Origin of the sequence: Streptomyces sp. ICC4, from assembly GCF_003287915.1 — a bacterium.
GTDB lineage: Bacteria > Actinomycetota > Actinomycetes > Streptomycetales > Streptomycetaceae > Streptomyces > Streptomyces tritrimontium.
In genome coordinates this window covers 5,347,838-5,374,343 of record NZ_CP030286.1, presented here as the reverse complement: position 1 = coordinate 5,374,343, position 26,506 = coordinate 5,347,838, and the positions used below count along the sequence as shown (strand labels likewise).

The 26,506-nt window shown below is 74.2% G+C and carries 22 protein-coding genes; 15 read left to right on the top strand and 7 right to left on the bottom strand.

Features of this window, described 5'->3' with window-relative positions; all coding sequences use genetic code 11:
* Positions 1 to 12: 12 nt before the first annotated feature.
* Positions 13 to 1,227: an acetyl-CoA C-acetyltransferase gene (locus DRB89_RS25065; protein ID WP_112450572.1), complete on the bottom strand. Its 1,215-nt coding sequence runs from the start codon at positions 1,225 to 1,227 to the stop codon at positions 13 to 15.
* On the opposite strand from DRB89_RS25065, the gene DRB89_RS25060 reads away from it, so the two are divergent.
* Together DRB89_RS25060 and DRB89_RS25055 are read left to right on the top strand one after the other, a co-directional pair.
* Complete coding sequence (locus tag DRB89_RS25060; RefSeq protein WP_112463418.1) at positions 1,227 to 1,985, top strand: enoyl-CoA hydratase family protein; 759 nt, start codon at positions 1,227 to 1,229, stop codon at positions 1,983 to 1,985. The genes DRB89_RS25065 and DRB89_RS25060 overlap by 1 nt on opposite strands.
* On the top strand, positions 1,982 to 2,578 hold the full coding sequence (locus tag DRB89_RS25055; RefSeq protein WP_112454243.1) for a TetR/AcrR family transcriptional regulator: 597 nt from the start codon (positions 1,982 to 1,984) through the stop codon (positions 2,576 to 2,578). Before DRB89_RS25060 ends, DRB89_RS25055 begins: the two co-directional genes overlap by 4 nt.
* 157 nt (positions 2,579 to 2,735) lie before the next feature.
* Here DRB89_RS25055 and DRB89_RS25050 read toward each other — a convergent pair whose 3' ends face one another.
* Entirely contained in the window at positions 2,736 to 3,848 is a 1,113-nt protein-coding gene (locus DRB89_RS25050) for a citrate synthase 2 (protein WP_112452454.1), read from the bottom strand.
* Positions 3,849 to 4,085: 237 nt separating this feature from the next.
* Between DRB89_RS25050 and pdxH the strand changes: the two genes are divergently transcribed.
* Complete coding sequence (pdxH, locus tag DRB89_RS25045) at positions 4,086 to 4,709, top strand: pyridoxamine 5'-phosphate oxidase (RefSeq protein ID WP_112454245.1); 624 nt, start codon at positions 4,086 to 4,088, stop codon at positions 4,707 to 4,709.
* 849 nt (positions 4,710 to 5,558) lie between these two features.
* On the top strand, positions 5,559 to 6,899 hold the full coding sequence (locus DRB89_RS25035) for a PAS domain-containing protein (protein WP_112454247.1): 1,341 nt from the start codon (positions 5,559 to 5,561) through the stop codon (positions 6,897 to 6,899).
* A 70-nt stretch (positions 6,900 to 6,969) separates the two neighbouring features.
* Here DRB89_RS25035 and DRB89_RS25030 read toward each other — a convergent pair whose 3' ends face one another.
* Complete coding sequence (locus DRB89_RS25030) at positions 6,970 to 7,725, bottom strand: SIS domain-containing protein (RefSeq protein ID WP_112452455.1); 756 nt, start codon at positions 7,723 to 7,725, stop codon at positions 6,970 to 6,972.
* A 268-nt stretch (positions 7,726 to 7,993) separates the two neighbouring features.
* Between DRB89_RS25030 and DRB89_RS25025 the strand changes: the two genes are divergently transcribed.
* Complete coding sequence (locus DRB89_RS25025) at positions 7,994 to 8,686, top strand: metal-dependent transcriptional regulator (protein ID WP_112451466.1); 693 nt, start codon at positions 7,994 to 7,996, stop codon at positions 8,684 to 8,686.
* A gap of 399 nt (positions 8,687 to 9,085) precedes the next feature.
* Entirely contained in the window at positions 9,086 to 9,979 is an 894-nt protein-coding gene (locus DRB89_RS25020; RefSeq protein WP_112451467.1) for an alpha/beta hydrolase, read from the top strand.
* A 52-nt stretch (positions 9,980 to 10,031) separates the two neighbouring features.
* Here the strand turns inward: DRB89_RS25020 and DRB89_RS46040 are convergent, their stop codons facing one another.
* Positions 10,032 to 13,199, bottom strand: coding sequence for a BTAD domain-containing putative transcriptional regulator (locus tag DRB89_RS46040; RefSeq protein WP_112451468.1), 3,168 nt, complete (start codon positions 13,197 to 13,199; stop codon positions 10,032 to 10,034).
* A gap of 169 nt (positions 13,200 to 13,368) precedes the next feature.
* Here DRB89_RS46040 and DRB89_RS25010 point away from each other — a divergent pair, with 169 nt between their 5' ends.
* The gene (locus tag DRB89_RS25010) at positions 13,369 to 14,523 is read left to right on the top strand and encodes an NADP-dependent oxidoreductase (RefSeq protein ID WP_112451469.1); all 1,155 of its coding nucleotides are present in this window, start codon (positions 13,369 to 13,371) and stop codon (positions 14,521 to 14,523) included.
* Positions 14,520 to 15,146, top strand: coding sequence for an NAD(P)H oxidoreductase (locus DRB89_RS25005; protein WP_112451470.1), 627 nt, complete (start codon positions 14,520 to 14,522; stop codon positions 15,144 to 15,146). Before DRB89_RS25010 ends, DRB89_RS25005 begins: the two co-directional genes overlap by 4 nt.
* Before the next feature lie 161 nt (positions 15,147 to 15,307).
* On the opposite strand, the gene DRB89_RS25000 is transcribed toward DRB89_RS25005, so the two are convergent.
* The 3 genes from DRB89_RS25000 to DRB89_RS24990 all read right to left on the bottom strand — a co-directional run bounded on the left by DRB89_RS25000 (position 15,308) and on the right by DRB89_RS24990 (position 18,750).
* Positions 15,308 to 17,017: a transporter gene (locus DRB89_RS25000; RefSeq protein WP_239516323.1), complete on the bottom strand. Its 1,710-nt coding sequence runs from the start codon at positions 17,015 to 17,017 to the stop codon at positions 15,308 to 15,310.
* Positions 17,014 to 17,889: an ABC transporter ATP-binding protein gene (locus DRB89_RS24995; protein ID WP_112451472.1), complete on the bottom strand. Its 876-nt coding sequence runs from the start codon at positions 17,887 to 17,889 to the stop codon at positions 17,014 to 17,016. The genes DRB89_RS25000 and DRB89_RS24995 overlap by 4 nt, the downstream gene beginning before the upstream one ends.
* A gap of 180 nt (positions 17,890 to 18,069) precedes the next feature.
* A complete protein-coding gene (locus DRB89_RS24990) occupies positions 18,070 to 18,750 on the bottom strand; it encodes a bifunctional DNA primase/polymerase (protein WP_112451473.1) in 681 nt (226 codons plus the stop codon).
* A 221-nt stretch (positions 18,751 to 18,971) separates the two neighbouring features.
* Here DRB89_RS24990 and DRB89_RS24985 point away from each other — a divergent pair, with 221 nt between their 5' ends.
* The 7 genes from DRB89_RS24985 to DRB89_RS24955 all read left to right on the top strand — a co-directional run bounded on the left by DRB89_RS24985 (position 18,972) and on the right by DRB89_RS24955 (position 26,504).
* Positions 18,972 to 20,351, top strand: a complete 1,380-nt coding sequence (locus tag DRB89_RS24985) for a transcriptional regulator (RefSeq protein WP_112453912.1) — start codon at positions 18,972 to 18,974, stop codon at positions 20,349 to 20,351.
* Between the two features lie 226 nt (positions 20,352 to 20,577).
* A complete protein-coding gene (locus tag DRB89_RS24980) occupies positions 20,578 to 21,816 on the top strand; it encodes a histidine kinase (RefSeq protein WP_239516853.1) in 1,239 nt (412 codons plus the stop codon).
* Positions 21,817 to 21,848: 32 nt separating this feature from the next.
* On the top strand, positions 21,849 to 22,502 hold the full coding sequence (locus DRB89_RS24975; RefSeq protein WP_112453501.1) for a response regulator transcription factor: 654 nt from the start codon (positions 21,849 to 21,851) through the stop codon (positions 22,500 to 22,502).
* A gap of 62 nt (positions 22,503 to 22,564) precedes the next feature.
* Positions 22,565 to 24,019, top strand: a complete 1,455-nt coding sequence (locus tag DRB89_RS24970; RefSeq protein ID WP_112449297.1) for a penicillin-binding transpeptidase domain-containing protein — start codon at positions 22,565 to 22,567, stop codon at positions 24,017 to 24,019.
* Positions 24,020 to 24,071: 52 nt separating this feature from the next.
* Positions 24,072 to 24,593 (top strand): GNAT family N-acetyltransferase, encoded by a 522-nt coding sequence (locus tag DRB89_RS24965; RefSeq protein ID WP_112449296.1) that lies wholly within the window; start codon positions 24,072 to 24,074, stop codon positions 24,591 to 24,593.
* 58 nt (positions 24,594 to 24,651) lie between these two features.
* Entirely contained in the window at positions 24,652 to 25,362 is a 711-nt protein-coding gene (locus DRB89_RS24960; protein ID WP_112449295.1) for a DsbA family oxidoreductase, read from the top strand.
* A gap of 83 nt (positions 25,363 to 25,445) precedes the next feature.
* Complete coding sequence (locus DRB89_RS24955; protein WP_112453500.1) at positions 25,446 to 26,504, top strand: aminotransferase class V-fold PLP-dependent enzyme; 1,059 nt, start codon at positions 25,446 to 25,448, stop codon at positions 26,502 to 26,504.
* Positions 26,505 to 26,506: the final 2 nt, after the last annotated feature.

The following is a 26,506-nucleotide window of genomic DNA, read 5'->3' as shown; positions in this document are numbered from 1 at the left end:
GATCAGGACGGATCAGACGCGTTCGACGATGGTCGCGACGCCCATGCCGCCGCCGACGCAAAGGGTGACCAGCCCGTAGCGCTTGTCCTGGCGCTCCAGTTCGTCGACGACCGTGCCGAGGATCATCGCTCCGGTGGCGCCGAGCGGGTGGCCGAGCGCGATGGCGCCGCCGTTGACGTTGACCTTGTCCAGGGAGACGCCCATGTCCTTGACGAAGCGGAGCACGACGCCGGCGAAGGCCTCGTTGATCTCGATCAGGTCGATGTCGTCGATGGTCAGCCCGGCCTTGGCGAGGGCCTTGCGGGTGGCCGGGGCGGGGCCGGTGAGCATGATGGTGGGCTCGGAGCCGGAGACGGCGGCCGAGACGATCCGGGCGCGCGGCGCGAGGCCGCCCCGCTCCCCCGCCTCGCGGGAGCCGATCGCGACGAGCGAGGCGCCGTCGACGATGCCGGAGGAGTTGCCCGCGTGGTGGACGTGGTCGATCTTCTCGACCCAGTGGTACTTCTGCAGCGCGACGGCGTCGAAGCCGCCGAGGTCGCCGATGTCCGCGAAGGAGGGCTTCAGCCTGGCCAGGGTGTCGGCGGTGGTGCCGGGGCGGACGAACTCGTCGTGGTCCAGGACGACCAGGCCGTTGCGGTCGGTGACCGGGACGACCGACTTGGCGAAGCGGCCGTCCTTGATGGCGGCGGCGGCACGCTCCTGGGACAGGGCGGCGTACTCGTCCACGTCGCGCCGGGAGAATCCCTCGATGGTGGCGATCAGGTCGGCGCCGATGCCCTGCGGGACGAAGTCGGTGTTCCAGCCGGTCATCGGGTCGTTGAACCAGGCTCCGCCGTCCGAGGCCATCGGGACGCGGGACATGGACTCGACGCCGCCCGCGAGGACCAGGTCCTCCCAGCCGGAACGGACCTTCGCGGCGGCCAGGTTGACGGCCTCCAGGCCGGAGGCGCAGAAGCGGTTCTCCTGGAGTCCGGCCACCGTGTCCGGCAGCCCGGCGGCGATCGCCGCGATCCGCGCGATGTCGGAGCCCTGGTCGCCGACCGGGCTGACGACGCCGAGCACGATGTCGTCGATGGTGGCGGGGTCCAGGCCGGGGTTGCGCTCGCGCAGGGCGTGGATGAGGCCGACGACCAGGTCGATCGGCTTGGTTCCGTGCAGGGAGCCATTGGCCTTGCCGCGGCCGCGCGGAGTGCGGATCGCGTCGTATACGTAAGCTTCGGTGCTCACTGGTCAAGCCTTTCGGGGGTGCGGAGGCGAGGTCGGGATGTGTAGAAGACACAGCCGTCACCACCCTCACCCTCGACTCCCCGGCCAACCGCAACGCCCTCTCCACCGCCCTCGTCGCAGACCTGCGCGCAGCCCTCGCCACCGCTTCCGCCGACCCGGACACCGCGGCCGTGGTCCTCACCCACACCGGCAACACCTTCTGCGCCGGCGCAGACCTCAAGTCCCCCTGCGACCCGGCCGACTTCCTCGCCCTGCTCCGCGAGATCACCGGCCTCGCCACCCCCGTCGTCGCCCGCGTCACCGGCCACGTCCGCGCCGGAGGCCTCGGCCTGCTCGGCGCCTGCGACATCGCCGCCGCCGGCCCCGCGTCCACGTACGCCTTCACCGAGACCCACATCGGCGTCGTCCCGGCCGTCATCTCGGCCCCCCTGCTGCCCCGCCTCGACCCCCGCGCGGCCGCCCGCTACTTCCTGACCGCCGAGGCCTTCGACGCCCCCGAAGCCACCCGGATCGGCCTGCTCACCCTGCACGGCGAGGACGTGGACAAGGCCCTCGCCCCCGTCCTCGAAGGCCTCCGCAAGGCCGGCCCCCGGGCACTGGCCGCGACGAAGCACCTGCTCACCGCCCCCGTACGGGAAGCCCTGGAGCGGCACGGCCCCGCCCTCACCGAGCTCTCCGCCCGCCATTTCGCCTCGGCCGAGGCCCGCGAGGGCATCACCGCCCGCTTCGAGCGCCGGGACCCGTCATGGCGCCGGTGACCACGACGAACGGCCCCAAGCAGGCCCGCAGCCGGGTCACCCGCCGCCACCTCCTGGAGGCGGCCGTCTCCTGCCTGGCCGAACACGGCTGGGCCGGCTCCACCGTCTCCGTCGTCGCGGAACGGGCCGGGGTCTCCCGGGGCGCCGCCCAGCACCACTTCCCCACCCGCGAGGACCTGTTCACCGCGGCTGTCGAGTACGTGGCCGAGGAACGCTCCACCGCCCTGCGCGAGCTCTTCCAGGCCGGTCCGGCGGCCCGCCACACCGTCGTCGAAGCCCTCGTGGACCTGTACACGGGCGTGCTCTTCCGGGCCGCCCTCCAGCTGTGGGTGGCCGCCTCCAACGAGGAGCAGCTGCGCCCCCGCGTCACCGAGCTCGAAGCCCGCGTGGGCCGCGAGACCCACCGCATCGCCGTCGAGCTCCTCGGCGCCGACGAGTCCGTCCCCGGGGTCCGGGAGACCGTCCAGGGCCTCCTCGACATGGCCCGCGGCCTGGGCCTGGCCAACGTCCTCACCGACGACACCGCCCGCCGGGCCCGCGTGGTCGCCCAATGGGCCCGCATCCTGGACGCGGTGCTCACGCCGGGGCCCTGAAACAACGCCGGCGAGGCTGGGCCCACGACGGTAGCCACCCACGACGCTCACAGACGACGACGCTCACAGACGACGACGGGCGCCGCACCCCGTGAGGGATGCGGCGCCCAGTCCCACGATCCGGCGGCCCTGTGCGGTGGCAGCCGAGGAGGAAACCTCAGCCGCGCGTCAGGTCGGTGATGTCGGCGTAACCCTCGATCCCGCTCGGCTTGCGCAGCCCCGGCCCGGTGTAGCGGGCCGAGGGCCGCACCAGGCGGCCCGTGCGCTTCTGCTCCAGGATGTGCGCCGACCAGCCGGCGGTACGGGCGCAGGTGAACATCGAGGTGAACATGTGCGCCGGGACCTCCGCGAAGTCCAGCATGATCGCGGCCCAGAACTCCACGTTGGTCGCGAGCACCCGGTCGGGCCGCCGAGCGTGCAGCTCCTCCAGCGCGGCCTTCTCCAGCGCGGCCGCCACCTCGTAGCGCGGGGCGTCCAGCTCCTTGGCCGTGCGCCGCAGCACGCGGGCGCGCGGGTCCTCGGCGCGGTAGACGCGGTGGCCGAAGCCCATCAGCCGCTCGCCCTTGTCCAGGGCCTTCTTCACGTACGCCACGGCGTCGCCGGTGCGCTCGATCTCCTCGATCATGCCGAGCACCCGCGAGGGCGCCCCGCCGTGCAGCGGCCCGGACATCGCGCCGACCGCACCCGACAGCGCGGCAGCGACATCGGCACCGGTCGAGGCGATCACCCGCGCGGTGAACGTGGAGGCGTTCATCCCGTGCTCGGCGGCCGAGGTCCAGTACGCGTCGACGGCCTTGACGTGCTTCGGGTCGGGCTCGCCCCGCCAGCGGATCATGAACCGCTCGACCACGGACTCGGCCTTGTCGATCTCGCTCTGCGGGACCATCGGCCGGCCCTGGCCGCGGGCGGACTGGGCGACGTACGAAAGGGCCATCACGGCGGCGCGCGCCAGATCGTCGCGCGCGGTCCGCTCGTCGATGTCGAGCAGCGGTTTCAGGCCCCACACGGGGGCGAGCATGGCGAGCGCCGACTGCACGTCGACCCGGATGTCACCGGAGTGCACCGGGATCGGGAAGGGCTCGGCGGCCGGCAGGCCGGGGTTGAAGGCACCGTCGACCAGCAGACCCCAGACGTTCCCGAAGGAGACGTGGCCCACGAGGTCTTCGATGTCGACACCCCGGTAGCGCAGAGACCCGCCTTCCTTGTCGGGTTCGGCGATCTCCGTTTCGAACGCGACGACTCCCTCGAGCCCGGGTACGAAGTCGGACATCAGGCAGCTCCTCAGATAGTGCGAACACGCGCGGCTCCCGGCGTGATTCGCGGTCCGGCGCGGTCATCCCCGTTGATGCCCGGCACGGCCGATGGTCACCCCTGTGGAACCGTCGGACCGGCCCCAAGATTTTGTCCGTTCCCCAAGGCGCGGGGAAGCGTGACATACGGCACACCCGTCGCGCGTCCGCTGGGGGAGGATGGCCGGGTGAACGCTCAGCACCTTGACCCCGCCGTCATGCGCAAGCAGTACCGCTCGCAGCTCGTCACCGAGGAGAGCCTCGCCGAGGAGCCGATGGACCAGTTCGCCCGCTGGTTCCGGGACGCCGCCGAGGCGCACGTCTTCGAGCCCAACGCGATGATCGTCTCGACCGCGACCCCCGACGGCCGGCCCAGCTCGCGCACGGTGCTCCTGAAGCAGTTCGACGAGGGGGGCTTCGTCTTCTTCACGAACCACGAATCCCGCAAGGGCCGCGAGATCGCCGCGAACCCGTACGTCTCCCTGCTCTTCCCCTGGCATCCGATCGCCCGCCAGGTCGTCGTGACGGGCACCGCCTCCCGCATCGGCCGCGAAGAGACGGCCGCGTACTTCCGCTCCCGCCCGCACGGCTCGCAGCTGGGCGCCTGGGCGAGCGAGCAGTCGGCGGTCATCGCCTCGCGCGATGAGCTGGACCGCCGCTACGCGGAGCTGGAGGCCCGCTACCCGGAGGGCGAACAGGTCCCGGTGCCGCCGCAGTGGGGCGGCATCCGCGTGGTCCCTGACGCGGTGGAGTTCTGGCAGGGCCACGAGAACCGCCTGCACGACCGCCTGAAGTACGTCCTGGAGGCCGGGAAATGGCGGGTGGAACGCCTCTGCCCGTAGCGGCGCGGGGCCGACGGGAGGCCCGGGGAGGCTCCGGGAACGCAGACGACCCGCGGGCTCGGGTCTCTCCCCCTGCAGTGGGGAGAAGCCGGCCGGACGTACCGGCGAGCCCGCGGGTCGGGTGACTGCTTGGGATTGGCGCCGGCGACTCCGCCGGGCACCGCACTGGGTGCGTGCGACAGCGGGCGCTTTAGCCCGCAGCCACCTCACGCGTCCGGTTTCCGTACATTTCGGTAACCACCTCCCTTCTGTGTGCCGCCACTGTAGGCACCCCCGCGGGAGCCCCTCAAGTGAATTTCGCCGAAGGTCGGGACTCAGCCGCGGACGGCCTTGCGGCGGCGGGCGCTGAACCAGGCGGCGGCGCCGCCGAGGGCGATGCACGCGGCGGCCGGACCGGTGTACAGACCGGTGGCGGAGTCCGAGCCGGTCTCCGCGAGGGAACCGGCCGGGGCGGGTGTGTTGGCCGCGGAGGGGGCCGCCGGAGCCGGCGCGGCCGGCGCGGAAGCCGCCGGCGCGGAGGGCGCGGGGGAGGCCGGTGCGGGAGAGGGGGGCGCCGGGCCGAGTGCCGCGGGCCGGGGTGGCAGCGGGATCCGGAGACGGAGGGGCGCATCGCCCGGGCCGCCGCGCGGCGGGACCGGTGGCTGCGGGCCAGTACGGGATGGGTGGCCCCCACCGTCTTCGTGGTCGTGATCATCGCCGTCGTCGTGCTCTGCGTGGCGCTCTTCGACTGACCGCCACCCCCGCGGCCGGGACAAACCGGGAGGATTGCGGGAAGCGGGTGTGGGCTGCGTCACGTTCGAGTTCAATGCTGTGACGTGCCGCACACGCGAACACCTGCAGGGGGCCCAGGTGACTGCTTCCGGACGTAGTGAGACCACCGACGATCTGCTCGCAGCGCTGCTCGACGGGATGGACGCCGCTCTGTGCGCGTTCGACTCCGACGGCGTGATCACCCACTGGAACCGCGAGGCCGAGCGGATCCTGGGCTGGTCCGCGGGCGAGGCCGTGGGGCGCAAGGGGTTCGCGGGGTGGGCCGTACGGGCCGCCGACGCGCAGGACGTACAGGACAGACTCATGGCCGCCCAGGAGGTTCCCGGGCGGCAGGTGCACGAGTTCGCGCTGCTGACCAAGGACGGCGGACGGGTGCTCGTACGGACCCAGTCCGCCGGGGTGCCCGGCGCCGACGGCAAACCGGCCGGGGTGTACTGCGCCTTCAGTGAGGTGCACGCGCAGATCGACCTGGAGCGGTCCATCGCCCTGAGCGAGGCGCTGATGGAGGACGCCTCCTGGGGCGTGGTCCTCGTCGACGTGGACCTGCGCCCGGCCGTCGTCAACGCGCACGCCGCCCGCGCCTTCGGCTCCGGCCGCACCGTCCTGCTCGGCCGCCCGCTGGGCGAGCTGCTGGCGCAGGGCGTGGAGGAGCTGGAAGGGGCCCTGCAGCACGTACTGGCCGAGGGTGCGCCCCCGGCCCCGGTGGAGCTGTGGGTGTCCGTACGCACCCCTGAGGGCGCGCGGCGGCGGTGCTGGCGCTGCGGGTTCCTGCGCCTGGCCTCGCCGCTCGCGGAGGAGCCCGTACCGCTCGGCGTCGCCCTGCTGTTCCAGGACGTCACCGAGGCCCGGAAGGCGCAGCTGGACACGGCGCAGCTGCGGTTCCGCTCCCATCAGCTGTACCGGGCCGGGCGGGCGGCCGCCGAGTGCGAGGACCCGGCGGAGGCGGCGGCCGTACGGCTGGAGTTCGCCCTGGCGGGCTTCGCCGAGCACGCCCTCCTCGACGTGGCGGACCCGGGGCGCGGGCGGCTGCTGCGCTGGGCGGCGACCCCGCCGGGCCTGCCGGGGCTCCCCGAGCCCGGGGCGATCCCCGTGCGGTACGAGGCCGGGCACCCGGCGCTGCAGGCGCTGGACCGGAACGGGTCGGTGCGCGCCAGCGCGCCGCCCGGCGGGGCGGCGGGGGACTGGGCGCGCGCCCGGCGCTGGCCGGAGGGCGCGGCGCACGCGCTGTGCGCGGTGCTGCGCAGCCGGGGGCGGAGCCTGGGGACCCTGACGTTCCTGCGCGGGCCCTCGCGGGCCGCCTTCGATCGGGCGGACGCCGTGTACGCGGAGGAGGTCGCGGCCCGGGTCGCGGCGGACCTGGACCTGGCGGGTGGCGGCGGTACGGGTCCGGGCGCGGGACTGGGGCCGGACGGTCAGTGACAGCGACCGTCCGCGCCCGATCCGGCCCCGCGCCCGCGCAGCGAGCCCGGCAAGATTCGAAAGCGACGGCCTAATGGCGGAAGAAGATCCGGTCGCCGTACTCCTGCATCACGCGGCCGTTCCACTCGTGGCCGCCGTCGACGTTGCCCGAGCGCAGCAGCGGGGGCTCGACTCCGCGGGCGGCGAGCTCGCCGGCCGCGGCGGCCATGACCGCCTGCATGATCGCGCTGGTCACGACGGTGGAGGCGGGGGCGAACGGGGCTTCGATGCCGTCGAGGGTGAGCTCGGCGTCGCCGACCGCGATCTTGCTGTCGAGGACGATGTCGCAGTGGTCCTTGAGGAAGGTGCCGGAGACGTGGCGGGACTTGGTCTCGGTGGAGTAGGCGACCGAGGTCACGCCGATGACCTTGAGGCCGATCGCGCGGGCGTTCATGGCCATCTCGACCGGCAGCGCGTTGCGCCCGGAGAGGGAGATGATCACGAGGACGTCGCCGTCGCCGGCGGGGCTGCTGTCCAGGACGGCTCCGGCGAGGCCGTCGACGCGCTCCAGGGCGCTGCCGAGGGTGGCGGGCATGACGTCGATGCCGGCGGTGCCGGGGACGGCGAGGAAGTTCATCAGGGCGAGTCCGCCGGCCCGGTACACGACGTCCTGGGCGGGGAGCGAGGAGTGGCCGGCGCCGAAGGCGAAGAGCTTGTTCCCGGCGGCGACGGCGTCCGCGATGACCGTGCCGGCCTCGCCGATGCGCCCGGACTCCTCGTCCCGCACCCGCTCCAACAGGCCGATCGCGGCGTCGAAGAACTGACCGGCCAGCTTGCTCTCGCTCATACGCCGATGGCCTTCCGGGGTGGGAGTGGGGTGAGGGTGAAGTCCGTGTCCGCCGCTCACCGTGCGGTCTGGACCAAGGGCCTGTCAATACGAACGTCCATCCAAGGGACGAAAGGCCCGGGGGCATCCGGAATGAGAGGGGCGGGAGGGGTCCTGGGGCACGTTTCGGACAGTCCGGAACGGGCCTTGCCCTCCGGCACGGGACGGTTGTCGGCCTGATGCGTCAGAATTGGGGGCAGGGCCAGCGCACGCAATCCGAGGGGCACGAATGTCCGGACTGATCGATACCACGGAGATGTACCTCCGCACCATCCTCGAGCTGGAAGAGGAAGGTGTGGTCCCCATGCGCGCCCGCATCGCCGAGCGGCTCGACCAGAGCGGCCCGACGGTGAGCCAGACGGTGGCGCGGATGGAGCGCGACGGCCTGGTGGCCGTCGCGAGCGACCGGCACCTCGAGCTGACGGAGGAGGGCCGGCGGCTGGCGACGCGCGTGATGCGCAAGCACCGGCTCGCCGAGTGTCTGCTCGTCGACGTCATCGGCCTGGAGTGGGAGCACGTGCACGCCGAGGCCTGCCGCTGGGAGCACGTGATGAGCGAGGCCGTGGAGCGGCGGGTGCTGGAGCTGCTGCGCCACCCGACCGAGTCTCCGTACGGCAACCCGATCCCGGGCCTGGAGGAGCTGGGGGAGAAGGCCGAGGCGGATCCGTTCCTGGAGGAGGGCATGGTCAGCCTCTCGGAGCTCGACCCGGGCGTCGAGGGCAAGACCGTCGTCATCCGCCGGATCGGCGAGCCGATCCAGACGGACGCGCAGCTGATGTACACGCTGCGGCGGGCCGGCGTGCAGCCCGGCTCGGTGGTCAGCGTGACCGAGTCGCCGGGCGGAGTGCTCGTCGGCAGCGGTGGCGAGGCCGCGGAGCTGGAGGCGGAGGTCGCCTCCCACGTGTTCGTGGCCAAGCGCTGAGGACAGGAGCCGAGCTCGACCGAGTCGAGCTGACTGGAGCACCGAAGGCCCGAAACGCGTGCTGACGCACGCGCGTTCGACTGGGTCGCCTGTGCGAGCGAATCCGGCCGGTGTCGGTCGGTCTGGAGCGGTGCGGATCGGTATGGATGTGGATGGTCCCGGCGCCTTGCGGCGCCGGGACCAGTCCTCCCCTGTCTGACCTGGAGCCCCGAGCTCTCAAGGTCATCCCCTTCGGACCGTCTTCCCCGAGCGGCCCGCCTCCCTGTTGAAAGGATCTCCATCGGCAGCGGCGGCCAATCCTTGAGCAAGGTCACTCGAAAGAGCGGTGTTGTCGGTGAGAACCCCGTTTTCGAATGGGGGTTCGATACTGTGGCCGGGAGCGAAGGGGGTGCATCTGCGGTGGTACAGCGCTTCGATGTGACAGGGGCCGATGGCGTGCGCCTGGCCGCCTGGGAGTTCCGGGCAGCGGCCGCGGAGCCGCCGAGGGAGCCCGCGGAGCCGTCGAGGGAGCCCGCCGCCCTCTTACTCCACGGTCTGATGGGCCGCGCGTTCCACTGGGCCGGCACCGCCCGCTGGCTCTGCGCCAACCGTCGCGTCGTGGCCCTCGACCAGCGCGGGCACGGCCAGAGCGCCCGCCCGCCGGTCGGCTCCGGCGGCTCCGCCTCCTACGGCCGCGAAGCCTTCGTGGCCGATGCCGAAGCCGTCATCGAGCAGCTCGGCCTCGCCCCCGTGACCCTGATCGGCCACTCCATGGGCGCCCTCACCGCCTGGCAGCTCGCGGCCCGGCGCCCCGACCTCGTGGCGGCCCTGGTCATCTGCGACATGCGGGCGTCCGCCCTCGGGGAGGCCTCGCAGCAGGAGTGGGAGGACTGGTTCCGCCGCTGGCCCCTGCCCTTCCCCACGCAGGACGCGGCCCGCCGCTGGTTCGGCGAGGACGATCCGCGCGTGGAGCGCCCCGATCCCGGCCGGGGCGCGTTCTTCGCCGAAGTGATGCACGAGGCCGATGACGGCTGGCGCCCGCTGTTCTCGCGCAGCCAGATGCTGACCGCGCGCGAGACGTGGGTCCACGACGCGCACTGGGAGGAGCTCGCGCAGGTCCGCTGCCCGACCCTGGTCGTCCGCGGCCTGGACGGCGAACTGGGCCGCGCCGAGGCCCAGGAGATGGTCCGGGTCCTCCCGGCCGGCCAGTACGCGGAGATCCCGGACGCCGGCCACTACCTCCACTACGACCAGCCGACCGCCTGGCGCGAGGCCGTCGAGCCCTTCCTCGACGGCATCAAGACCTCGGCCTGAAGGCGGTCAGGAGAGCCGGTCAAGAGCCGGTCAGGAGCCGGTCAGGAGCCGGTCAGGAGCCGGTGTCCAGCAGCGCGAGCTGCTCCGCCGGGGCGAGCTCCCCGCCCGCCCTGAACGCGGCGGCGAAGGCCTCCGCGCCCAAGGCCACCCGGGCACGGGCCGCCGCCCGGTCGGAGTCGGTGCGCTCCGCCGCCGGGAGCGGGGTGCCCACCGAGGCGCGCAGGGCCTCGGCCGTGCCCAGGAGGGACGCCGCCCGGTCGGCCGGGAGGATGCCCGCCAGACCCTCCAGGGCCAGCGCGAGGGCCCGTGGGTCCCCCGTACGGCGGGCCGCCGCCAGGCCCTCGCGGTGCAGGGACTCCGCCGCGGCCGGGTCCGCCCGCAACTCCGCCGCGTAGCCCAGCTCCGCCAGGACCAGCGCCGCCCCGGAGTCCACCCCGAGCCGCCGGTTCCACGCGAGCCACGGCCGCAGCCGGGCCTCGGCGCCGTCCAGATCGCCGGCCCGCCGCGCGCCCAGCGCCAGCCCGAGCTCCGCGAACTGCTCCGCCGGCCGGTGGCACTGCTCCACCGCCAGCCGCAGGGCCCGCCCGTGCAACTCGGCCGCGCCCGCGAGATCGCCGGTCAGCAGCGCGATCCGCCCCTGCCGGGCCAGCCGGAACGAGGCGTGCGTCCACAACTCCAGCTCCTGCGCGTCCCGTACGCCGTCCTCGTGCAGCCGGGCCGCCGCCGCGTAGTCACCGGTCACCTCGGCGAGGATGCCCAGCTGCTCGGAAGCCTGCAGCTGCCCCCACCGGTCCCCGAGCTCGGCGAACATCGCCGCTGCCGCCTCCGCGTTGCGGCGCAGCTCCACGAGGTCGCCGTCGTAGAGCGCCCGCGTCGCGAGCGTGAGCAGCGCGACGGCCTCGCCCCACCGGTCGCCGGCCTCGTGGAACTGCCCGGGGAGCAGGGTGAGTTCGCCGCCCGGGCTACCGGACCCGAAGCCGCACCGCGCGTAGGCCAGCAGCCAGCGCCCCCGCAGGTCGGCCCCGGAGAAGTCCCGGTCCAGCAGGCTGTCGTCCCCGCCGAGCAGCGAGAAGGCGGCGTGCCGGACCGCCGAGCCCGCCGCCCCCGTGGCCTCGACGGCCTCCCTGACACGGCCGCGCAGGAACCAGTACCAGGTCTGCGCCTCGACCAGCCGCAGCCCCAGGGCGCCCGGCCCCGCGTGCTCCAGTGCGGCCCGGGTGTTGGGGCCCTCCCGGTCGAGCCGCCGCAGCCATTCGCCCTGCTCGGGCCCGTGCAGGCGCTCGGCCGCGCGCTCCGCGAGCCCGGTGTGGTACTCCGCGTGCCGCTGCCGGGTCGCCCAGGTCTCGCCGGCCGCGTCCAGCCGCTCCAGCCCGTACGCCGCCACCGACTCCAGCAGCCTCAGGCGCGAGTCCCCGTACGCCGAGGCCACCAGCGAGCAGTCCACCAGCCGCGTGACCAGGTCGAGGACCTCCTCGGCGGCCACCTCCCCGCCCGCGCACACCTCCTCGGCCGCCTCCAGCGTGAACCCGCCCGCGAACACCGACAGCCGGCGCAGCACCGTCGATTCCGCCGGGGACAGCAGCTCCCAGCTCCAGTCGATCACCGCGCGCAGCGTGCGCTGCCGGGCCGGGGCGTCCCGGCGCACCTGGTTGAGCAGCCGGAACCGGTCGTGGAGCCGCTCGGCCAGCGCCTCCACCCCGAGCACCCGCACCCGTGTGGCGGCCAGCTCCAGCGCGAGCGGGATGCCGTCCAGCCGGCGGCAGATGAGGGCGGCGGCCTCGGCGGTGGCGGGGCCGAGGGCGAAGCCGGGGGCGGCGGCCGCGGCGCGGGCCGCGAACAGCGCCACGGCCTGGGCCTCTTCGAGCGGTGCGACGGCTTGGAGCACCTCGCCCGAGAGTGCGAGCGGCTCCTGGCTGGTGGCGAGGATCCGCAGGCCGGGGGCGCGGCGCAGCAGCCGCTCGGCGAGGGCGGCGACGGCCGGGACGAGGTGTTCGCAGTTGTCGAGGACGAGCAGCGCCGTACGCCGCCGCAAGGCCTCGGCGAGCCGGTCCTCCAGGGCGCCGCCGCCCGCGTCGTCCTCGCGCACCCCGATCGCGGCGGCCACCGTGTCCGGGGTCAACGGGGCGGTCGTGCCCGCGAGTTCCACGAACCACACGCCGTCGGGGTACGCGTCCTCCAGCCGGGCCGCCGCGGCGAGCGCGAGCCGCGTCTTGCCGACGCCGCCGGGCCCGGTGAGCGTCACCAGCCGGCCGGCCCCGAGCGCCGCGCACACCCGGTCGACGGCGTCCTCGCGGCCCACCAGCGAGCTGACGGGGGCGGGCAGGTTCCCGCCCCGCGGCCGGCCGTCCGGGCCGCGCCAGCCGTCCGGGCCGCGCCACGCGTCCCGTCCCGCCCGGGCTGCCGGTCCGGCCTGGGCTGTCGGGTCCAGAGGCATCGCCGGGGTCACGGCCGCTGCCGGGCCCGACAGTTCGGGGTCCTGCCGCAGGATCGCCCCGTGGAGCGCGGCGAGCTCCGCCCCCGGGTCGATGCCGAGTTCCTCGGCGAACAGCTCGCGCAGTTCCCCGTAGACGGCGAGCGCCTCGCTCTGCCGGCCCGCGCGGTACAGGGCGCGCATCCGGCTGCCGCGCAGCCGCTGGCGCAGCGGGTACCGCTCGACCAGGCCCGCCAGCTCATCGGCCAGCGCCTGGTGTCCGCCGAGTTCGAGGCGGGCCTCGGCCAGGTCCTCGTACGCCGTGATCCGCTGCTCCTCCAGCCGGGCCGCCGCCGCCCGGGCGAACTCCGCGTCGCGGAAGTCGGCGTAGGCGTCGCCCCGCCACAGCCCGAGCGCCCCGGCCAGCAGCTCCGCCCTGGTGCCCGGCTCCGCCTCCGTGCGGGCGGCCGCCGCCAGCTCCGTGAACCGGGCCGCGTCCACGGAGGCGGCGGGCGCGTGCAGGGCGTAGCCCGCCGGACCGTACGTGACCAGGGCGCGGGCGCCCTCCTCGGCCGCGGCGAGGGTGCGGCGGAGCTGGGAGACCTTGGTCTGCAGGGTGTTGCCGGGGTTGCCCGGGGCGGCGCCGCCCGCATCGCCCCACAGGTCCTCGATCAGCCGGTCCACCGGCACGGGCCGCCCGTCGCGTACGAGGAGGGCGGCGAGCAGGGCCCGTACCTTCGGCTCCCGCACGGGGACCGGGGTCCCGTCATCGGTCCGCACGGTCACTGGCCCCAGCACCTCGAAACGCATGCGCCCCACGGTACTTCGGGCCCGTCAGAGGGGCGCGGGCGGACGGCCGGTGGCGCACGGGCGGCCCGTGCGTGACGCGTGCGCGGCCCGTGCGCGGCACTGGACAGGGTGTTCCTGTGACCGCGACCGAGCGGCCGCCACCGCCACCGCCACCGGAAGGAACAGTCGGATGACCAGCACCGAGACCGCCGCCGAGATCCGCGCCGCGATCCCCACCGGGACCGCCTCCGCGATCCCCGCCGAGATCCGCGCCGCGATCCCCGCCGAGACCGTCTCCCGTGAGATCCGCCTCGCCGCCCGCCCCGTCGGCGAGCCGGGCCGCCACCACTTCGACCTGGTCACCACCGAGGTCCCGGAGCCCGCCGAGGGACAGATCCTCGTCCGCAACACCTGGATGTCCGTGGACCCGTACATGCGCGGCCGGATGGACGACGCCCCCTCCTACATTCCGCCGTTCGCCCTCGGCACGGCCCTCGAAGGCAGCGCGATCGGCGAGGTCGTCGCCTCCCGCGCGGCCTCGGTGCCGGTCGGGGCGACCGTCTCGCACTTCCTCGGCTGGCGGGAGTACGCGGTCCTCGACGCGGCCGCCGCCACCGTCGTGGACCCCGCGATCGCCTCGCCGTCCTCGTACCTCGGCCCGCTGGGCACCACGGGTCTGACTGCGTACGCGGCGCTGACCCGCACCGCCCCGGTCAAGGAGGGGGACGTCGTCTTCGTCTCGGCGGCGGCGGGCGCGGTCGGCAGCGTCGCCGGGCAGCTGGCGCGGCGCCTGGGGGCCTCCCGGGTGATCGGCTCGGCGGGCGGTCCGATGAAGACGAGGAAACTGCTGGACGCGTTCGGCTACGACGCGGCCGTCGACCACCGCCGCGGCGACCTGCCCGGCCAGCTCGCGCAGGCGGCCCCCGAGGGCATCGACGTCTACCTCGACGCGGTCGGCGGGGACCACCTCCAGGCGGCCATCGGCGCGATGCGCCAGGGCGGCCGGATCGCCATGGTCGGCGCGATCAGCGGCTACAACGCCACCGCTCCGGCGGTGGGCCCGGACAACCTCTTCCGGGCCGCGGCCCGCGAGGTGACCCTGCGCGGGATGCTGGTCTCCAGCCATTTCGACCTGTTCCCGGAGTGGATCGGGCGGGCGGCGGGCTGGCTGGCGGACGGCAGCCTGCACGCGGAGGAGACCGTCGTGGACGGCATCGAGCACGCCGCGGAGGCCTTCCTGGGCATGATGCGCGGCGCGAACACCGGCAAGATGCTGGTCCGCCTGGCCCCCGCGGCCCCCGCGGCCGCCTCCGCCGCAACCGCCACCGCCGCCGGTACCCGGTGAGCGCCGCCCTGGTGGTCGTGGCCCACCCCCGCGCCGACTCGCTGACCGTCCAGTTGGCCCGCCGCGCCGTGGCCCGGCTGGAGGCCGAAGGCCATACGGTCGACCTGCTCGATCTGCACGCCGAGGGCTTCGACCCCCGGATGGGCCCCGAGGACGAGCCGGACTGGTCCGACCCGGACAAGGAGTACTCCGCCGAGACCCGGGCCCACATGGCCCGGATCGCCGCCGCCGACCTGCTCGTGGTGGTCTTCCCGCTCTGGTGGTTCGGCCTGCCGGCCCTCCTGAAGGGCTGGATCGACCGGGTCTGGAACAACGGCTTCGCCTACGGGCGCCCCCGCCCGGCCCTGAAGGGCAAGCGGATGGTCTGGATCCCACTGGTGAGCTACCCGCGGGCGAAGTTCGAGGAGTTGGGCTGGGACGGGCCGGTGGAGCGCCTGCTGCGGGTCGGCATCTCGGAGTACTGCGGCATCGAAGGGGCCACCGTCCACTTCGTCCACGACTCCCTGACCGCGGGCGCGTCGGCCCTCGCCGAGGCCGACGCCGCCCTGGCCCCGGCGCTGGCCCCGGCGTTGGCGCAGGCGTTGGCCCCGGCCCCGGCGTTGGCCCCGGGCGGTACCGCTTAGGCCGTCTCTTTCGGATCTTGTCGGCCGAGCCCGCGGCGTCTGGTGCCGTGCATGGCAAGGCGGAGGGGCGCTGCGTGTACTGGACGTACTCGGGCGTCCCGACAACGCGGCCAGGCGCGGTGCCGGGCGTCGCGGGCCCGGCAAGATCCGAAAGAGCCGGCCTAGCCCTTGCTGACCGCCACCAGGATCTCCGGGAGCTTGCGCGCCACCGTGGGGGCCGCGATGCGCAGGCCCGCCCAGGCGGCCAGCGTGCCCCAGGCCACGCCCAGGGGGAACAGGATCCAGCTGAGCGACTGCTGGTCCGTGACGCTGAGGTAGATGGTCAGGGCGATCACCGGGGCGCAGACCAGCGCCGAGGCGAACAGGCCGCCGACGATGCCCATCCACGCCAGGGCGCCCTGGCCGGGGGCGGCGTTCTTGAAGGCGCCGTCCGTCGGGATGGAGTACGGGAAGCGGGCCGAGGCCACGGCCCCCGTGCACAGCATCGAGCCGAGCAGGGCCAGGGCCAGGCCCAGGACGGCGAGGAAGCCGGGCCAGTCGTCGACCAGGGCGGCCGTCGCCGCCGTGACCAGCGCCGTGTAGGGCACGGTGACCAGCGCGAGGGCCAGGGCGCGGGCGCGCAGTTCCACGTACGCCTCGCGGGTGCTCGAAATGGTCTGCGCGACCATCCAGAACGCCGAGGTGTCCTGCCCGAACTGGTTGTACATCTGGGCGCCGATCATGCCCGAGCCGAAGCAGGCCAGGTAGAGCGAGCCGCTGCCCTGCAGGGCGTTGGCGACCGGGATGATCAGGCCGATCGCCAGGGCCGACACCCAGGCCGACTTGGTCTTCGGGTCGCGGACGATGTAGCGCAGCGTGCGCTGCATGGCCGCGCCCGTACGGTTGTCCGGCAGGAACGACCACACTCCGCGGGCGGTGGCGCCGGCTCCCGCCCCCCGGTCCTTCTTCGGCTTGGCCGCCGAGATCGTCGAACCGTCCGGGGTGACCATGAGTTTGGTCAGGCCGCGCTCCCAGAACCACAGCAGCAGGGCCAGGGCGGCGACGGTGACGGCCAGTTGGGCGGCCGCGACCGCGTACGCGCCCTCGCTGGCGGAGTCCACCATGCCGACGGCGGTCGCGGGCGGCAGCCAGCGGACGACGGCTTCGGCGGGCTCCAGCTTCTCCAGGCCGCCGTTCTGGAACAGTCGCTGGGCGGCGAAGTTCGCCACCTGCGCGCCCACGGCGATCAGCAGACCGCTGAGCAGGGCGAGGTCGCGCCCCTTGCGGCTGGTCAGCAGCCGTACGTTGGCCGTCGCCACCGCCCGGGCGAGCGCGACGCAGCAGAGCAGCAGGAGCGGCACGGCGAGTACGGCGGCCACCGCGCCCGCGGCGCCGTGGGCGAGGGCGATGGCCGAGCCGACGGCCAGGCACAGGGTGAACAGCGGCCCGATGCCGACGAGCGAGGAGGCCAGCAGGGCCCGTACGAGCGGACGCGGGCGCAGCGGCAGCATGACCAGCCGGCTCGGGTCGAGCGTCTCGTCCCCGGTGGGGAAGAACAGCGGCATGAACGTCCAGCCGAGGGCGAGGACCGCCGCGAGCAGGACGACGACCGAGCTCGCGTGCGCGTTGCCGCGCAGCAGGGCGAGGCTGAGCGTGACGAAGAAGGCGACGACGACGGCGAAGGCGAGGGCGCCGAAGTAGGCCGCCTTGCGCTTCGAGGAGCCCTTGAGGCCGTTGCGGAGGAGGGAGAGCTTGAGGCGGACGAAGACGGGGGTGAGGGAAACGGCCGGGACGGCCGAGGTGGCGCCGGTGCCGGTGCCGGTGGACGGCGGGGCCACGGCCGACGCCGTGCCCTGTCCCGTTCCCGGTCCCGCGGGTGCGGACGTGTTCATCGCAGGACCGCCCCGCTGCCCGTGCCGTTCGCGCCCGCGCCGCCGCCGAGCCAGTCCAGCGACTCGCCCGTGGCCCGGCCCTGCGCCCCGACCAGCTCCAGGAACGCGGCCTGCAGCGAGGGCGCGTCGCCCCGTACGTCGGCCAGCGGGCCCGCGGCCCGGATGCGGCCGGCGGCCATGACGGCCACCCAGTCGCACAGCGATTCGACGAGCTCCATGACGTGGGAGGAGAAGACGACCGTGGCCCCGGAGGAGGTGTAACGTTCCAGCACTCCGCGGATGGTCTGCGCGGACACCGGGTCGACGCCCTCGAACGGCTCGTCCAGGAACAGCACTTCGGGGTTGTGCAGCAGCGCGGCCGCCAGGCCGATCTTCTTCCGCATGCCGGTGGAGTAGTCGACGATCAGCTTGTTCTGCGAACCGGCCAGGTCCAGCACGTCCAGCAGCTGCGTGGCCCGGCTGTCCGCCTCGTGGCCCGGCAGCCCCCGCAGCCGGCCCATGTAGCCGAGCAGTTCGCGCCCCGAGAGCCGCTCGAAGAGCCGCAGCCCCTCCGGCAGCACGCCGATCCGGGACTTCACCTCGACCGGGTCCGCCCACACGTCGTGCCCTGCGACGATCACCCGGCCCATGTCCGGGCGCAGCAGCCCGGTCACCATCGACAGCGTGGTCGTCTTGCCGGCGCCGTTCGGCCCGACCAGGCCGATGAACTGCCCGGCGGGCAGCACCAGATCGATCCCCGCGACGGCCACCTGCTCACCGAACCGCTTCCACAGGCCTTCCACCCGCACGGCGGCCGCACCGGACGGCGCGGATCGCGCACCGCCACCCCTCGTACCGTCGGTCCCACCCGTCGCAACGCCCTGGTCCGGCATGCGCCCGCCTCTCGTTCTGTTCCCCGTGTACTGCTTCCTTCACCATAGGAGGGGGCCGGCGGGCGGGGCAGTTACGTATGTCATGAGTTTCCCGGCGGTTCCGTTCCGCCCGCCCCGGTGGGGAGGGCGGAACGGAACCGCCGGGGCAGGCCGCGGGACGGGCGGGTCAGCGCCCCGGGGCTACGCGCCCCGCCGGGTGCGCTCCGCCGCCGCCTCGCGGCCGCACGCGTACGCGAGCGCGTCGATCAGCTCCTCCACGTCCGGCAGCCACCGGTTCGCCGCCGTCGGCGGCTGCGCCCACTGCACCGACCCGCGCCCGCCGATGCGGGTCGGGGGCGCGGCGACGAACTCGCCCTCGCCCCGCGCGGCCAGGTCGAGTTGGGCCGGCTGCCAGCCGATCTTGCGAAGCAGGTCCGGCACCTTCGCCCCGGCGCCCGGCAGGACGAAGAACAGCATCCGGCCGGCCGGGGTGGCGATGACCGGCCCGAGGGTGCGCTGCATGCGCTGGAGCCGGGCGAGCGCCAGGAAGCCGGCCGCGTCCGGCACGTCGAGCGCGTCGAAGGTCCGGCCGGTCGGCAGCAGGATGGAGGCCTTCGGGTTCTTGCCCCAGAGCCGCCTGACCTGCACGGCGCTGCCGGAGGCGTGCGAGGTCCACTCCTTCACCGCGGGGTGCGCACCGGGGGCCGGGCAGTCGGCCGCCCCGCAGGAGCACCGCTCCCGCCCGTCGACGGACTCGAGCCAGGCGCCGGCGAAGACGTCCCAGTGCCGTTCTTCCGTGTACCGCACGGCATGGTCCAGCAGCGGCTCACTGCGCTGCAGGGGGACGGGCGCGGTCTCCGTGACTCCGATGGTCTTTTCCACGTGCAACACAACTCTTGCGGTCACCGGGGGTTACGGGCGTAAACCAGCCGGGGACGGGAGCATCGATCCTGCATACGGGGCGCATCGGTGCATCGCGGGGGGCGCGTGGGAGGCCGGGGCGCCGGAGGTGGGTAGCGACACGACGCAATGGGGAAGATTCCCCGCACATCAGGCGGGAAGTGATCAATCCATCGGTCACCCGCGGCCTCTGGGGGTTTTTCATGGCAGCCAGGCCTCTCGTCGCCCGCCAGCCGAACGAACGGCTGCAGGCGCTCATCCAGGAAGCCGGGTGCTCCAATGCCGGGCTCGCCCGGCGCGTCAACATGTGCGGGGCCGAGCACGGCCTCGACCTCCGCTACGACAAGACCTCCGTGGCCCGCTGGCTGCGCGGCCAGCAGCCGCGCGGCCGGGCCCCCGGCATCATCGCCGAGGCGCTCGGGCGCAAACTCGGCCGGACCGTCACCATCGACGAGATCGGCATGGCCAACGGCAAGAACCTCGCCTCCGGCGTCGGCCTGCAGTTCTCCCCGACCGTGGTCGGCGCGATCGAGCAGGTCTGCGAGCTGTGGCGCAGCGACGTCGGGCGCCGCGACTTCCTGTCCGGATCGAGCGTGGCCTCCTCCGCGCTGGTGGAGCCGAGCCGCGACTGGTTGATCACGGGTGCCGACGCGCAGGTCGCGCGCAGCGGCGGCTCGCGCGTGGGCATGTCGGACGTGGAGGCGGTCCAGGCGACCACCGAGGCCCTCAAGGACCTCGACCACCGCTTCGGCAGCGGGCACGTGCGGCCGGTGGTCGTGCACTACCTCAACTCGGTGGTGTCCGGGCTGATCGGCGGCTCGTACCGGGAGCCGGTGGGCCGCGCGCTGTTCGCGGCGGTCGCCCGGCTGACGGAGCTGGCGGGCTACATGGCCGTGGACACCGGCCAGCCGGGGCTCGCGCAGCGCTACTACATCCAGGCCCTGCGGCTGGCGCAGGCGGCCGGGGACCGTGCGTACGGGGGCTACGTCCTGGCCGCTTCGATGAGCCACCTCGCCGCCGAACTGGGCAATCCGCGGGAGATCGCGCAGCTGGCCCGGGCCGCGCAGGAGGGGACGAGAGGGCAGGTCACCCCGCGCGTGGAGGCGATGTTCTACGCGGCGGAGGCGCGGGGCCACGCGCTGCTGGGCGATGTCCGGGCCACGGCGGTGCTGTCCTCGCGGGCGGTGACCGCGCTGGAGCGGGCGGAGCCGGAGTCGGGCGACGACCCGGCGTGGATCCGGCACTTCGACCAGGCGTACCTGGCGGACGAACTGGCGCACTGCCACCGGGACCTGGGCCAGGCGGACGCGGCGGCGAGGCGGGCGGAGGAGGCGCTGCGGGAGCTACCGGCGACGAAGGCGCGGCGCCGCGCGATCGGCCTGCTGCTGCTGGCGGCGGCGCGGGTGCAGCAGCGGGAGGTCGAGGCCGCCTGCCAGACGGCCGCGCAGGCGGCGGACGCGCTGTCCGGGATCCGCTCGAACCGCGGGGCGGTGTACCTGGAGGACTTCCGCTCCCGGCTGGACCCCTACCGAGAGGAACCGGCGGTCCGCGAGTTCACGGCCCGCCTGGAACCGGTCTCCTGACCGGGGTCGGAATCCGGACCGGCTCCGGCCCGGCGGCCGTCCGGCGGCCGCTCGGGGAACGGTGGGGGGAGGCCGCCGGGTAGGGGCCGGGGCGGGGCGGAAGCGGCGGCCGAGGGTGCGCGGCGGGCCGGGGCGGGGCCGGCTCCTCTCCGCCCGGCTCCTCTCCGCCCGGCTCCTCACCGCGAGGGTCTTCGCCGCGCGGCTCGGTCTCGGCTGGGTCCACCTCATACTCGGCGGGGCTCTGCTGATGCCGTACTTCCTGCTCGCGCAGGTGGCGGTCGGCGTGGCCGCAGGAGAGGGGACCACCGCGTTCAGCTCCTTGCCGTCCAGCCTCGGCGCTTACGCCGTCAGTCTCCCGCTCGTGGCCGTGACCGGGCTGTTCGGGCTGGTCCGGCCGCTGTCGGTGGCCGCGGTACGGGCCCTGTGCGCGGTGCCGGGGGAGCGGCTCGCCGAGGGGCGGGCCCGGAGCGGGGCGGCCCGGGGACGGGCCGCGGCCTGGTGGACCGTGCACCTGGGGGTCGGTGCGCTCGTCAGCGGGATGACCCTCGCGGTGCCGCCCATGGCCGTGGTGCTGATCGCCCTGCCGTTCGTGAGCGCGCTGCGGGAGCTCCCGCTCGGGCTCGGCTTCCTGAGCACCCGGGCCCAGTCGTACGCGGCCCCCGGGCTGGGGATCGGCCTGCTGGTGGCGCTCGCCCTGTGCGCCGCCGGGGCCGCGGCGCTGCTGGCCCGGCTGGCGCCCGTGCTGCTCGGGCCGACGGCGGCGGACCGGCTGGCGGCGGCCGAGGAGCGGGCCGCCGACCTGGCGGTCCGCAACCGGCTGGCGCGCGAGCTGCACGACGCCGTCGGGCACGCGCTGAGCGCGGTCACCCTGCAGGCGGGCGCCGCCCGGCGGGTGCTCGACAGCGACCCCGGCTTCGTACGGGAGGCGCTGGCCGCGATCGAGGACACCACCCGGCGCACGGTGGGGGAGCTGGACGCGGTCCTCGGCCTGCTGCGCGAGGGGGACGCCGCCGGGCCCGGGGCGGCCGGCCCGGCCCCGACGCTCGCCGCCGACCTGGACGGGCTGCTGGCGCGCAGCCGGGCCGCGGGGACCCCGATCGGCGTGCACGAGGATCCGGGGCCGGCCGGGGACTGGGCGCGGCTGCCGGCGATCGCCTCCCGCGAGGCGTACCGCATCGTGCAGGAGGGGCTGAGCAACGCACTGCGGCACGGGTCGGGCCCGGTCGCCCTGCGGATCCTCGTACGGGAACGGAGCGGACGGCGTGAACTGGAGATCACCATGACGAACGGACCGGCCGCCGCACCCGGGGCGGGGGAGGCCCGGGAGACGCGTATGACCGGAGGCCGGGGGCTGCGGGGCGCCGCGGAGCGGGCCGCCCTGCTCGGCGGGCGCCTCGAGGCCGGACCACACGGGGGCCACTGGCGGCTGCGGGCCGTCCTCCCCCTGGGCGGAGCGGCCCGGTGAACGGGCTGCCCGCACCGGAGCCCCGGGCGAAGCTGCGCGTCGTGCTGGCCGATGACGAGCGGATGGTGCGCACCGCCCTGCGGGTCATCCTCGAGGCCGAGCCCGACATGACGGTCGTCGGGGAGGCGGCGACCGGCACCGAGGCCGTGTCCGTGGTCCGCGCGCTCGCCCCCGACATAGTGCTGATGGACGTCCGGATGCCCGAGATCGACGGCATCCGGGCCACCGAGCGGATCCTGGCCACCATGGCGCGGCCGCCGCGGATCGTCGTGGTCACCACCTTCGAGAACGACGCGTACGTCTACGACGCGCTGCGCGCCGGAGCCGCCGGGTTCCTCCTCAAGCGGGCCGGCGCCGACGAGCTGACCGGCGCGGTCCGGCTGGTGGCCCGGGGCGACTCGTTGCTGTTCCCGGCGGCCGTCCGCTCCCTGGCCGCGGCCCGCACCCCGACCGGCGCCGGGCCCGGCGCCGCGCCCTGGGTGGCGCGGCTGACCGACAGGGAGGCCGACGTACTGCGCCTGATGGCCACCGGACTTTCCAACCACGAGGTGGGCGAGCGCCTGGGCGTCGGCCCGCAGACGGTCAAGACGCACGTGGCCTCGGTCCTGGCCAAGACCGGCTCCCGGGACCGTACGCAGGCGGTCATCGCGGCGTACGAGGGAGGTTTCCCCATGAGGAAAGGCTGAGAACTCCGCCACAATCGGGGCAGAGCGGAACGGCTGGGGCGGCCGGGACGTCCTTCTGGGGGATGAACAAGACGATCAGGCGTGCGTCGGTCTTCTGTCTGCTTCTGGTGCTGGCCCTCATGGTGCGGGTCACCTGGGTGCAGGCGTATCAAGGCCAGGCCCTCGCAGACGACGACAACAACAAGCGGAACCTCATCGGGCAGTACGAGAACCCGTTGGGGAACATCATCGTGGGCGGGGAGGCGATCACGGGCTCCACGAAGACGGACGGCAAGACCTACGGGTACAAGCGGACCTACACCGACGGACCGCTGTACGCGCCGATCACCGGCTACAGCTCGCAGGCCTTCGGTTCGAGCATGCTGGAGGGCGTCTACAAGGGCATCCTCAACGGCTCCGACAACCGGCTCAAGACGATCATGGACACGCTCACCAACAAGCGCGCCGCCCCGGGCAACGTGCTGACCACGATCGACAAGAACGTCCAGAAGGCGGGCTACGACGCGCTGAACGGCATGCAGGGCTCCGCCGTCGCGATCGATCCGTCCACGGGCGAGATCCTGGCCGTCGTGAACAACTCGTCCTTCGACCCGGGCAGCTTCGCCGGCGCCACCGACGCGGACCAGAAGGCGTGGGACGCGCTCAACGCCGACAAGGGCAAGGCGATGGAGAACACGGCGCTGCGCAAGCCGCAGGCGCCCGGCTCGACCTTCAAGCTGGTCACCCTGGCGGCGGCCATCGAGAACGGCCTGGTCACCAACATCGACACGCCCACCGGGATCCCCGGCGACTACACGATCCCCGGCACGCGGACCAAGCTGCCCAGCGAGGCGGGCAACGAGGCCTGCAACAACGTCTCCCCGCGGACCGCGCTGCGGCTGTCCTGCAACAACGTCTTCGCCGAGTTCGCCCACAAGCTGGGCCAGGACAAGATGCGGGCGATGGCGGAGAAGCTCGGCTTCAACGTCGTGCAGAAGACCCCCGTCTGGGCCAGCCCGGCCAGCAAGTACCCGAAGGACAAGATGTCGGTCGACCAGGTCGCGCAGACCGGTATCGGCCAGTTCGACGTGCAGGCGACCCCGCTGCAGATGGCGATGGTGACGGCCGCGATCGAGAACGGCGGCACGCTGGTCTCCCCGCACGCGGTCTCGGAGGTCACCGACTCCAACGGCAACGTGCTGGAGAGCTTCAAGGACCCCAAGTCCCAGCAGGTCATGAACGGAAAGACCGCCTCGATGATCCAGGACGCCATGAGGACGGTCGCCACCGAGGGCGGCGGCAAGACCGCCCAGGTCCCGGGCGCCGAGGTGGGCGCCAAGACCGGTACCGCCCAGCGCGGCGTGAACAACAGCCTGTCGCCGCTCGCCTGGTTCACCTCGTACGGAAAGCTGAACGGCAAGCAGATCGCGGTCGCCGTGGTGATCGAGCGGTCGGACACCGACCGCTCGGAGATCGGCGGCGGCAAGCTGGCCGCCCCCGTCGCGCAGAAGATGATGGAGGCGTGGCTCAAGAAGTAGCCGCGCCGGACGCGCCGGGAACCGGGCGGGTTCCCGGCGCGTTTCCTTCTCCATGATCCGAACCGCGCAGCCCGCCGACCTCGACGCGATCGCCGCCCTCCACACCCGGGCCCGCGCCACCTACTACCGGGGCCGGATCCCCGAGGAGGCCTACGGCGGCGCGGCCGAGCTGGCGCGCACCCGCGAGGGCTGGTCCCTGGCGGTCGCCCGGGCCGGAGCCGACGGCGGGGTGCTCTGCGCCGAGCGGGACGGCGAGCTCACCGGGGTGGCCGCCTTCCGCACCGCCGCCGGCGAGACCACCCTCACCCAACTGCACGTGGACCCCGCGCACTGGCGCCGGGGCACCGGTGCCGCCCTGCACGCCGCCTGCCTGGACGCCTGGCACCGGGCAGGGGTCCGCAGGGTCCGGCTGGAGGTCTACGGTCACAACCTCCGCGCCCAGGCCTTCTACGCCACCCACGGCTGGCTCGCGGATCCCGCCGGGGCCCAGGCCGGCTCCCACCTCACGCTCTGGCTCACCGTGCCGGCGGCGGGGGACGCCGGCGGCCGGCGCGGGCCCCTGTCCGGGGAATGAGACCGGGCGGCGATTGGTTGAAGCCGGAACAGTTGATTCCGTGGAGAGAAGAAGGAACATGCGCGTCGAGATCTGGAGCGACATCGCCTGCCCGTGGTGCTACATCGGCAAGGCCCGCTTCACCCAGGGGCTGGCCGACTTCGCCCACCGTGACGAGGTCGAGGTCGTCTTCCGCTCCTTCGAGCTCGACCCCAACGGCCCCAAGGGGCAGGTGGCGCCCGTCGTGGAGATGCTGGCCAAGAAGTACGGCCGCACCCTCGAGGAGGCGCGCGGCATGGAGGAGCACGTCGCCGCGAGCGCCCGCGCCGAGGGGCTGACGTACCGCACCGAGGGCCGCGACCACGGCAACACCTTCGACATCCACCGCCTGCTGCACCTGGCCGCCGCCCGCGGCCGCCAGGAGGAGCTGCTCGACCTCGCCTACCGCGCCAACTTCGGCGAGGAGCGCTCCGTCTTCGACCCCGAGGTGCTGGCCGCGCTCGCCGTCGAGGCCGGACTGGACGGCGCCGAGGCCCGCGCCGTGCTGGCCGACGAGTCCGCCTACGCCACCGAGGTCCGCGCCGACGAGCGCGAGGCGGCCGAACTGGGCGCCAACGCCGTGCCGTTCTTCGTGCTCGACCGCCGTTACGGGATCTCGGGCGGCCAGCCCGCAGAGGTGTTCACGCGGGCGCTGGAGCAGGCGTGGGCCGGGCGCGAGGTGCTCGCACCCGCCGCCCCCGAGGGCGAGGCGTGCGAGCCCGACGGCGCGTGCGCGGTGCCGCAGCCGTAACCGCTATTCATAAGTAATCCTTTGGGTGGACCCGCGGAACTCGCCAATGGACTTTGGTTTCCTCCTGGCGCAGAGTGGACGGCATGGATCTCCTTCCGCCCGAGGCCGTCCTCGGCGAGTTCGCGCATTCCACCACCTACCTCAACACCGCCACCTGCGGCGTCCTCCCGCGCGGAGCCGTCACCGAGGTGCGGCGGATGGCCGAGGCCGCCGGGGACGGGGACCCGGCCGGCTTCGGCGACTTCGACCGGGTGAACCGGGCCCGGGAGGCCTTCGCCCGCCTCGTCGCGGTCGCCCCGGATCGGGTGGCCGTCGGATCGGCCGTCTCCACGCACGTCGGCCTGGTCGCGGCCTCGCTCCCGCCCGGGTCCGAAGTCCTGTTCCCCGAAGGCGACTTCGCCTCCGTCATCAACCCCTTCGTGGTGCGCGGCGACCTCAAGATCCGCTTCGCCCCGCTGGAATCCCTCGCCGAAGCCGTCGGGCCCGGCACCGCGTTGGTCGCGCTGAGCGCCGTGCAGTCCGCCGACGGGCGCGCGGCCGACCTCGCGGCGGTCCGCGCCGCGGCCACCGCCCACGGGGCGCGGATGCTGGTCGACGCCACGCAGGCGGCGGGCTGGGCGCCCTTCGACGCCGCGCCGTACGAGTACACGGTCGCCGCCGGCTACAAGTGGCTCCTGGCGACGCGGGGGGTCTCCTACCTCACGGTCTCCGAGGAGGCCCAGGACACGCTGACCCCGCTGCACGCGGGCTGGGTGGCGGCCGAGCCGATGTGGGACTCCATCTACGGCCCGGTGAAGCAACTGGCGCCCGGAGCGAGGCGGTTCGACGAGTCCCCGGCCTTCCTGGCCTACCACGCCGCCGAGCCGGCGCTGGCGCTGCTGGAGCGGGTCGGCATCGCCGCCGTCGGCGCCCACGACACGGCCCTGGCCGCCCGCTACCGCGCCGGCCTCGCCCGGCTCGGCCACGAGCCGGTCCCCGGCTCGTCCCCGATCGTCTCGGTCCCGGGCCTGGCCGACCGCCGGGGCGCCCTGCTCGCCGCGGGCATCGTCACCGCCGCCCGCGCCGGGAGCCTGCGGGCCTCCTTCCACCTCTACAACACCGAGGCGGACGTGGACCGGCTGCTGAACGCCCTGGAGGGCTGACT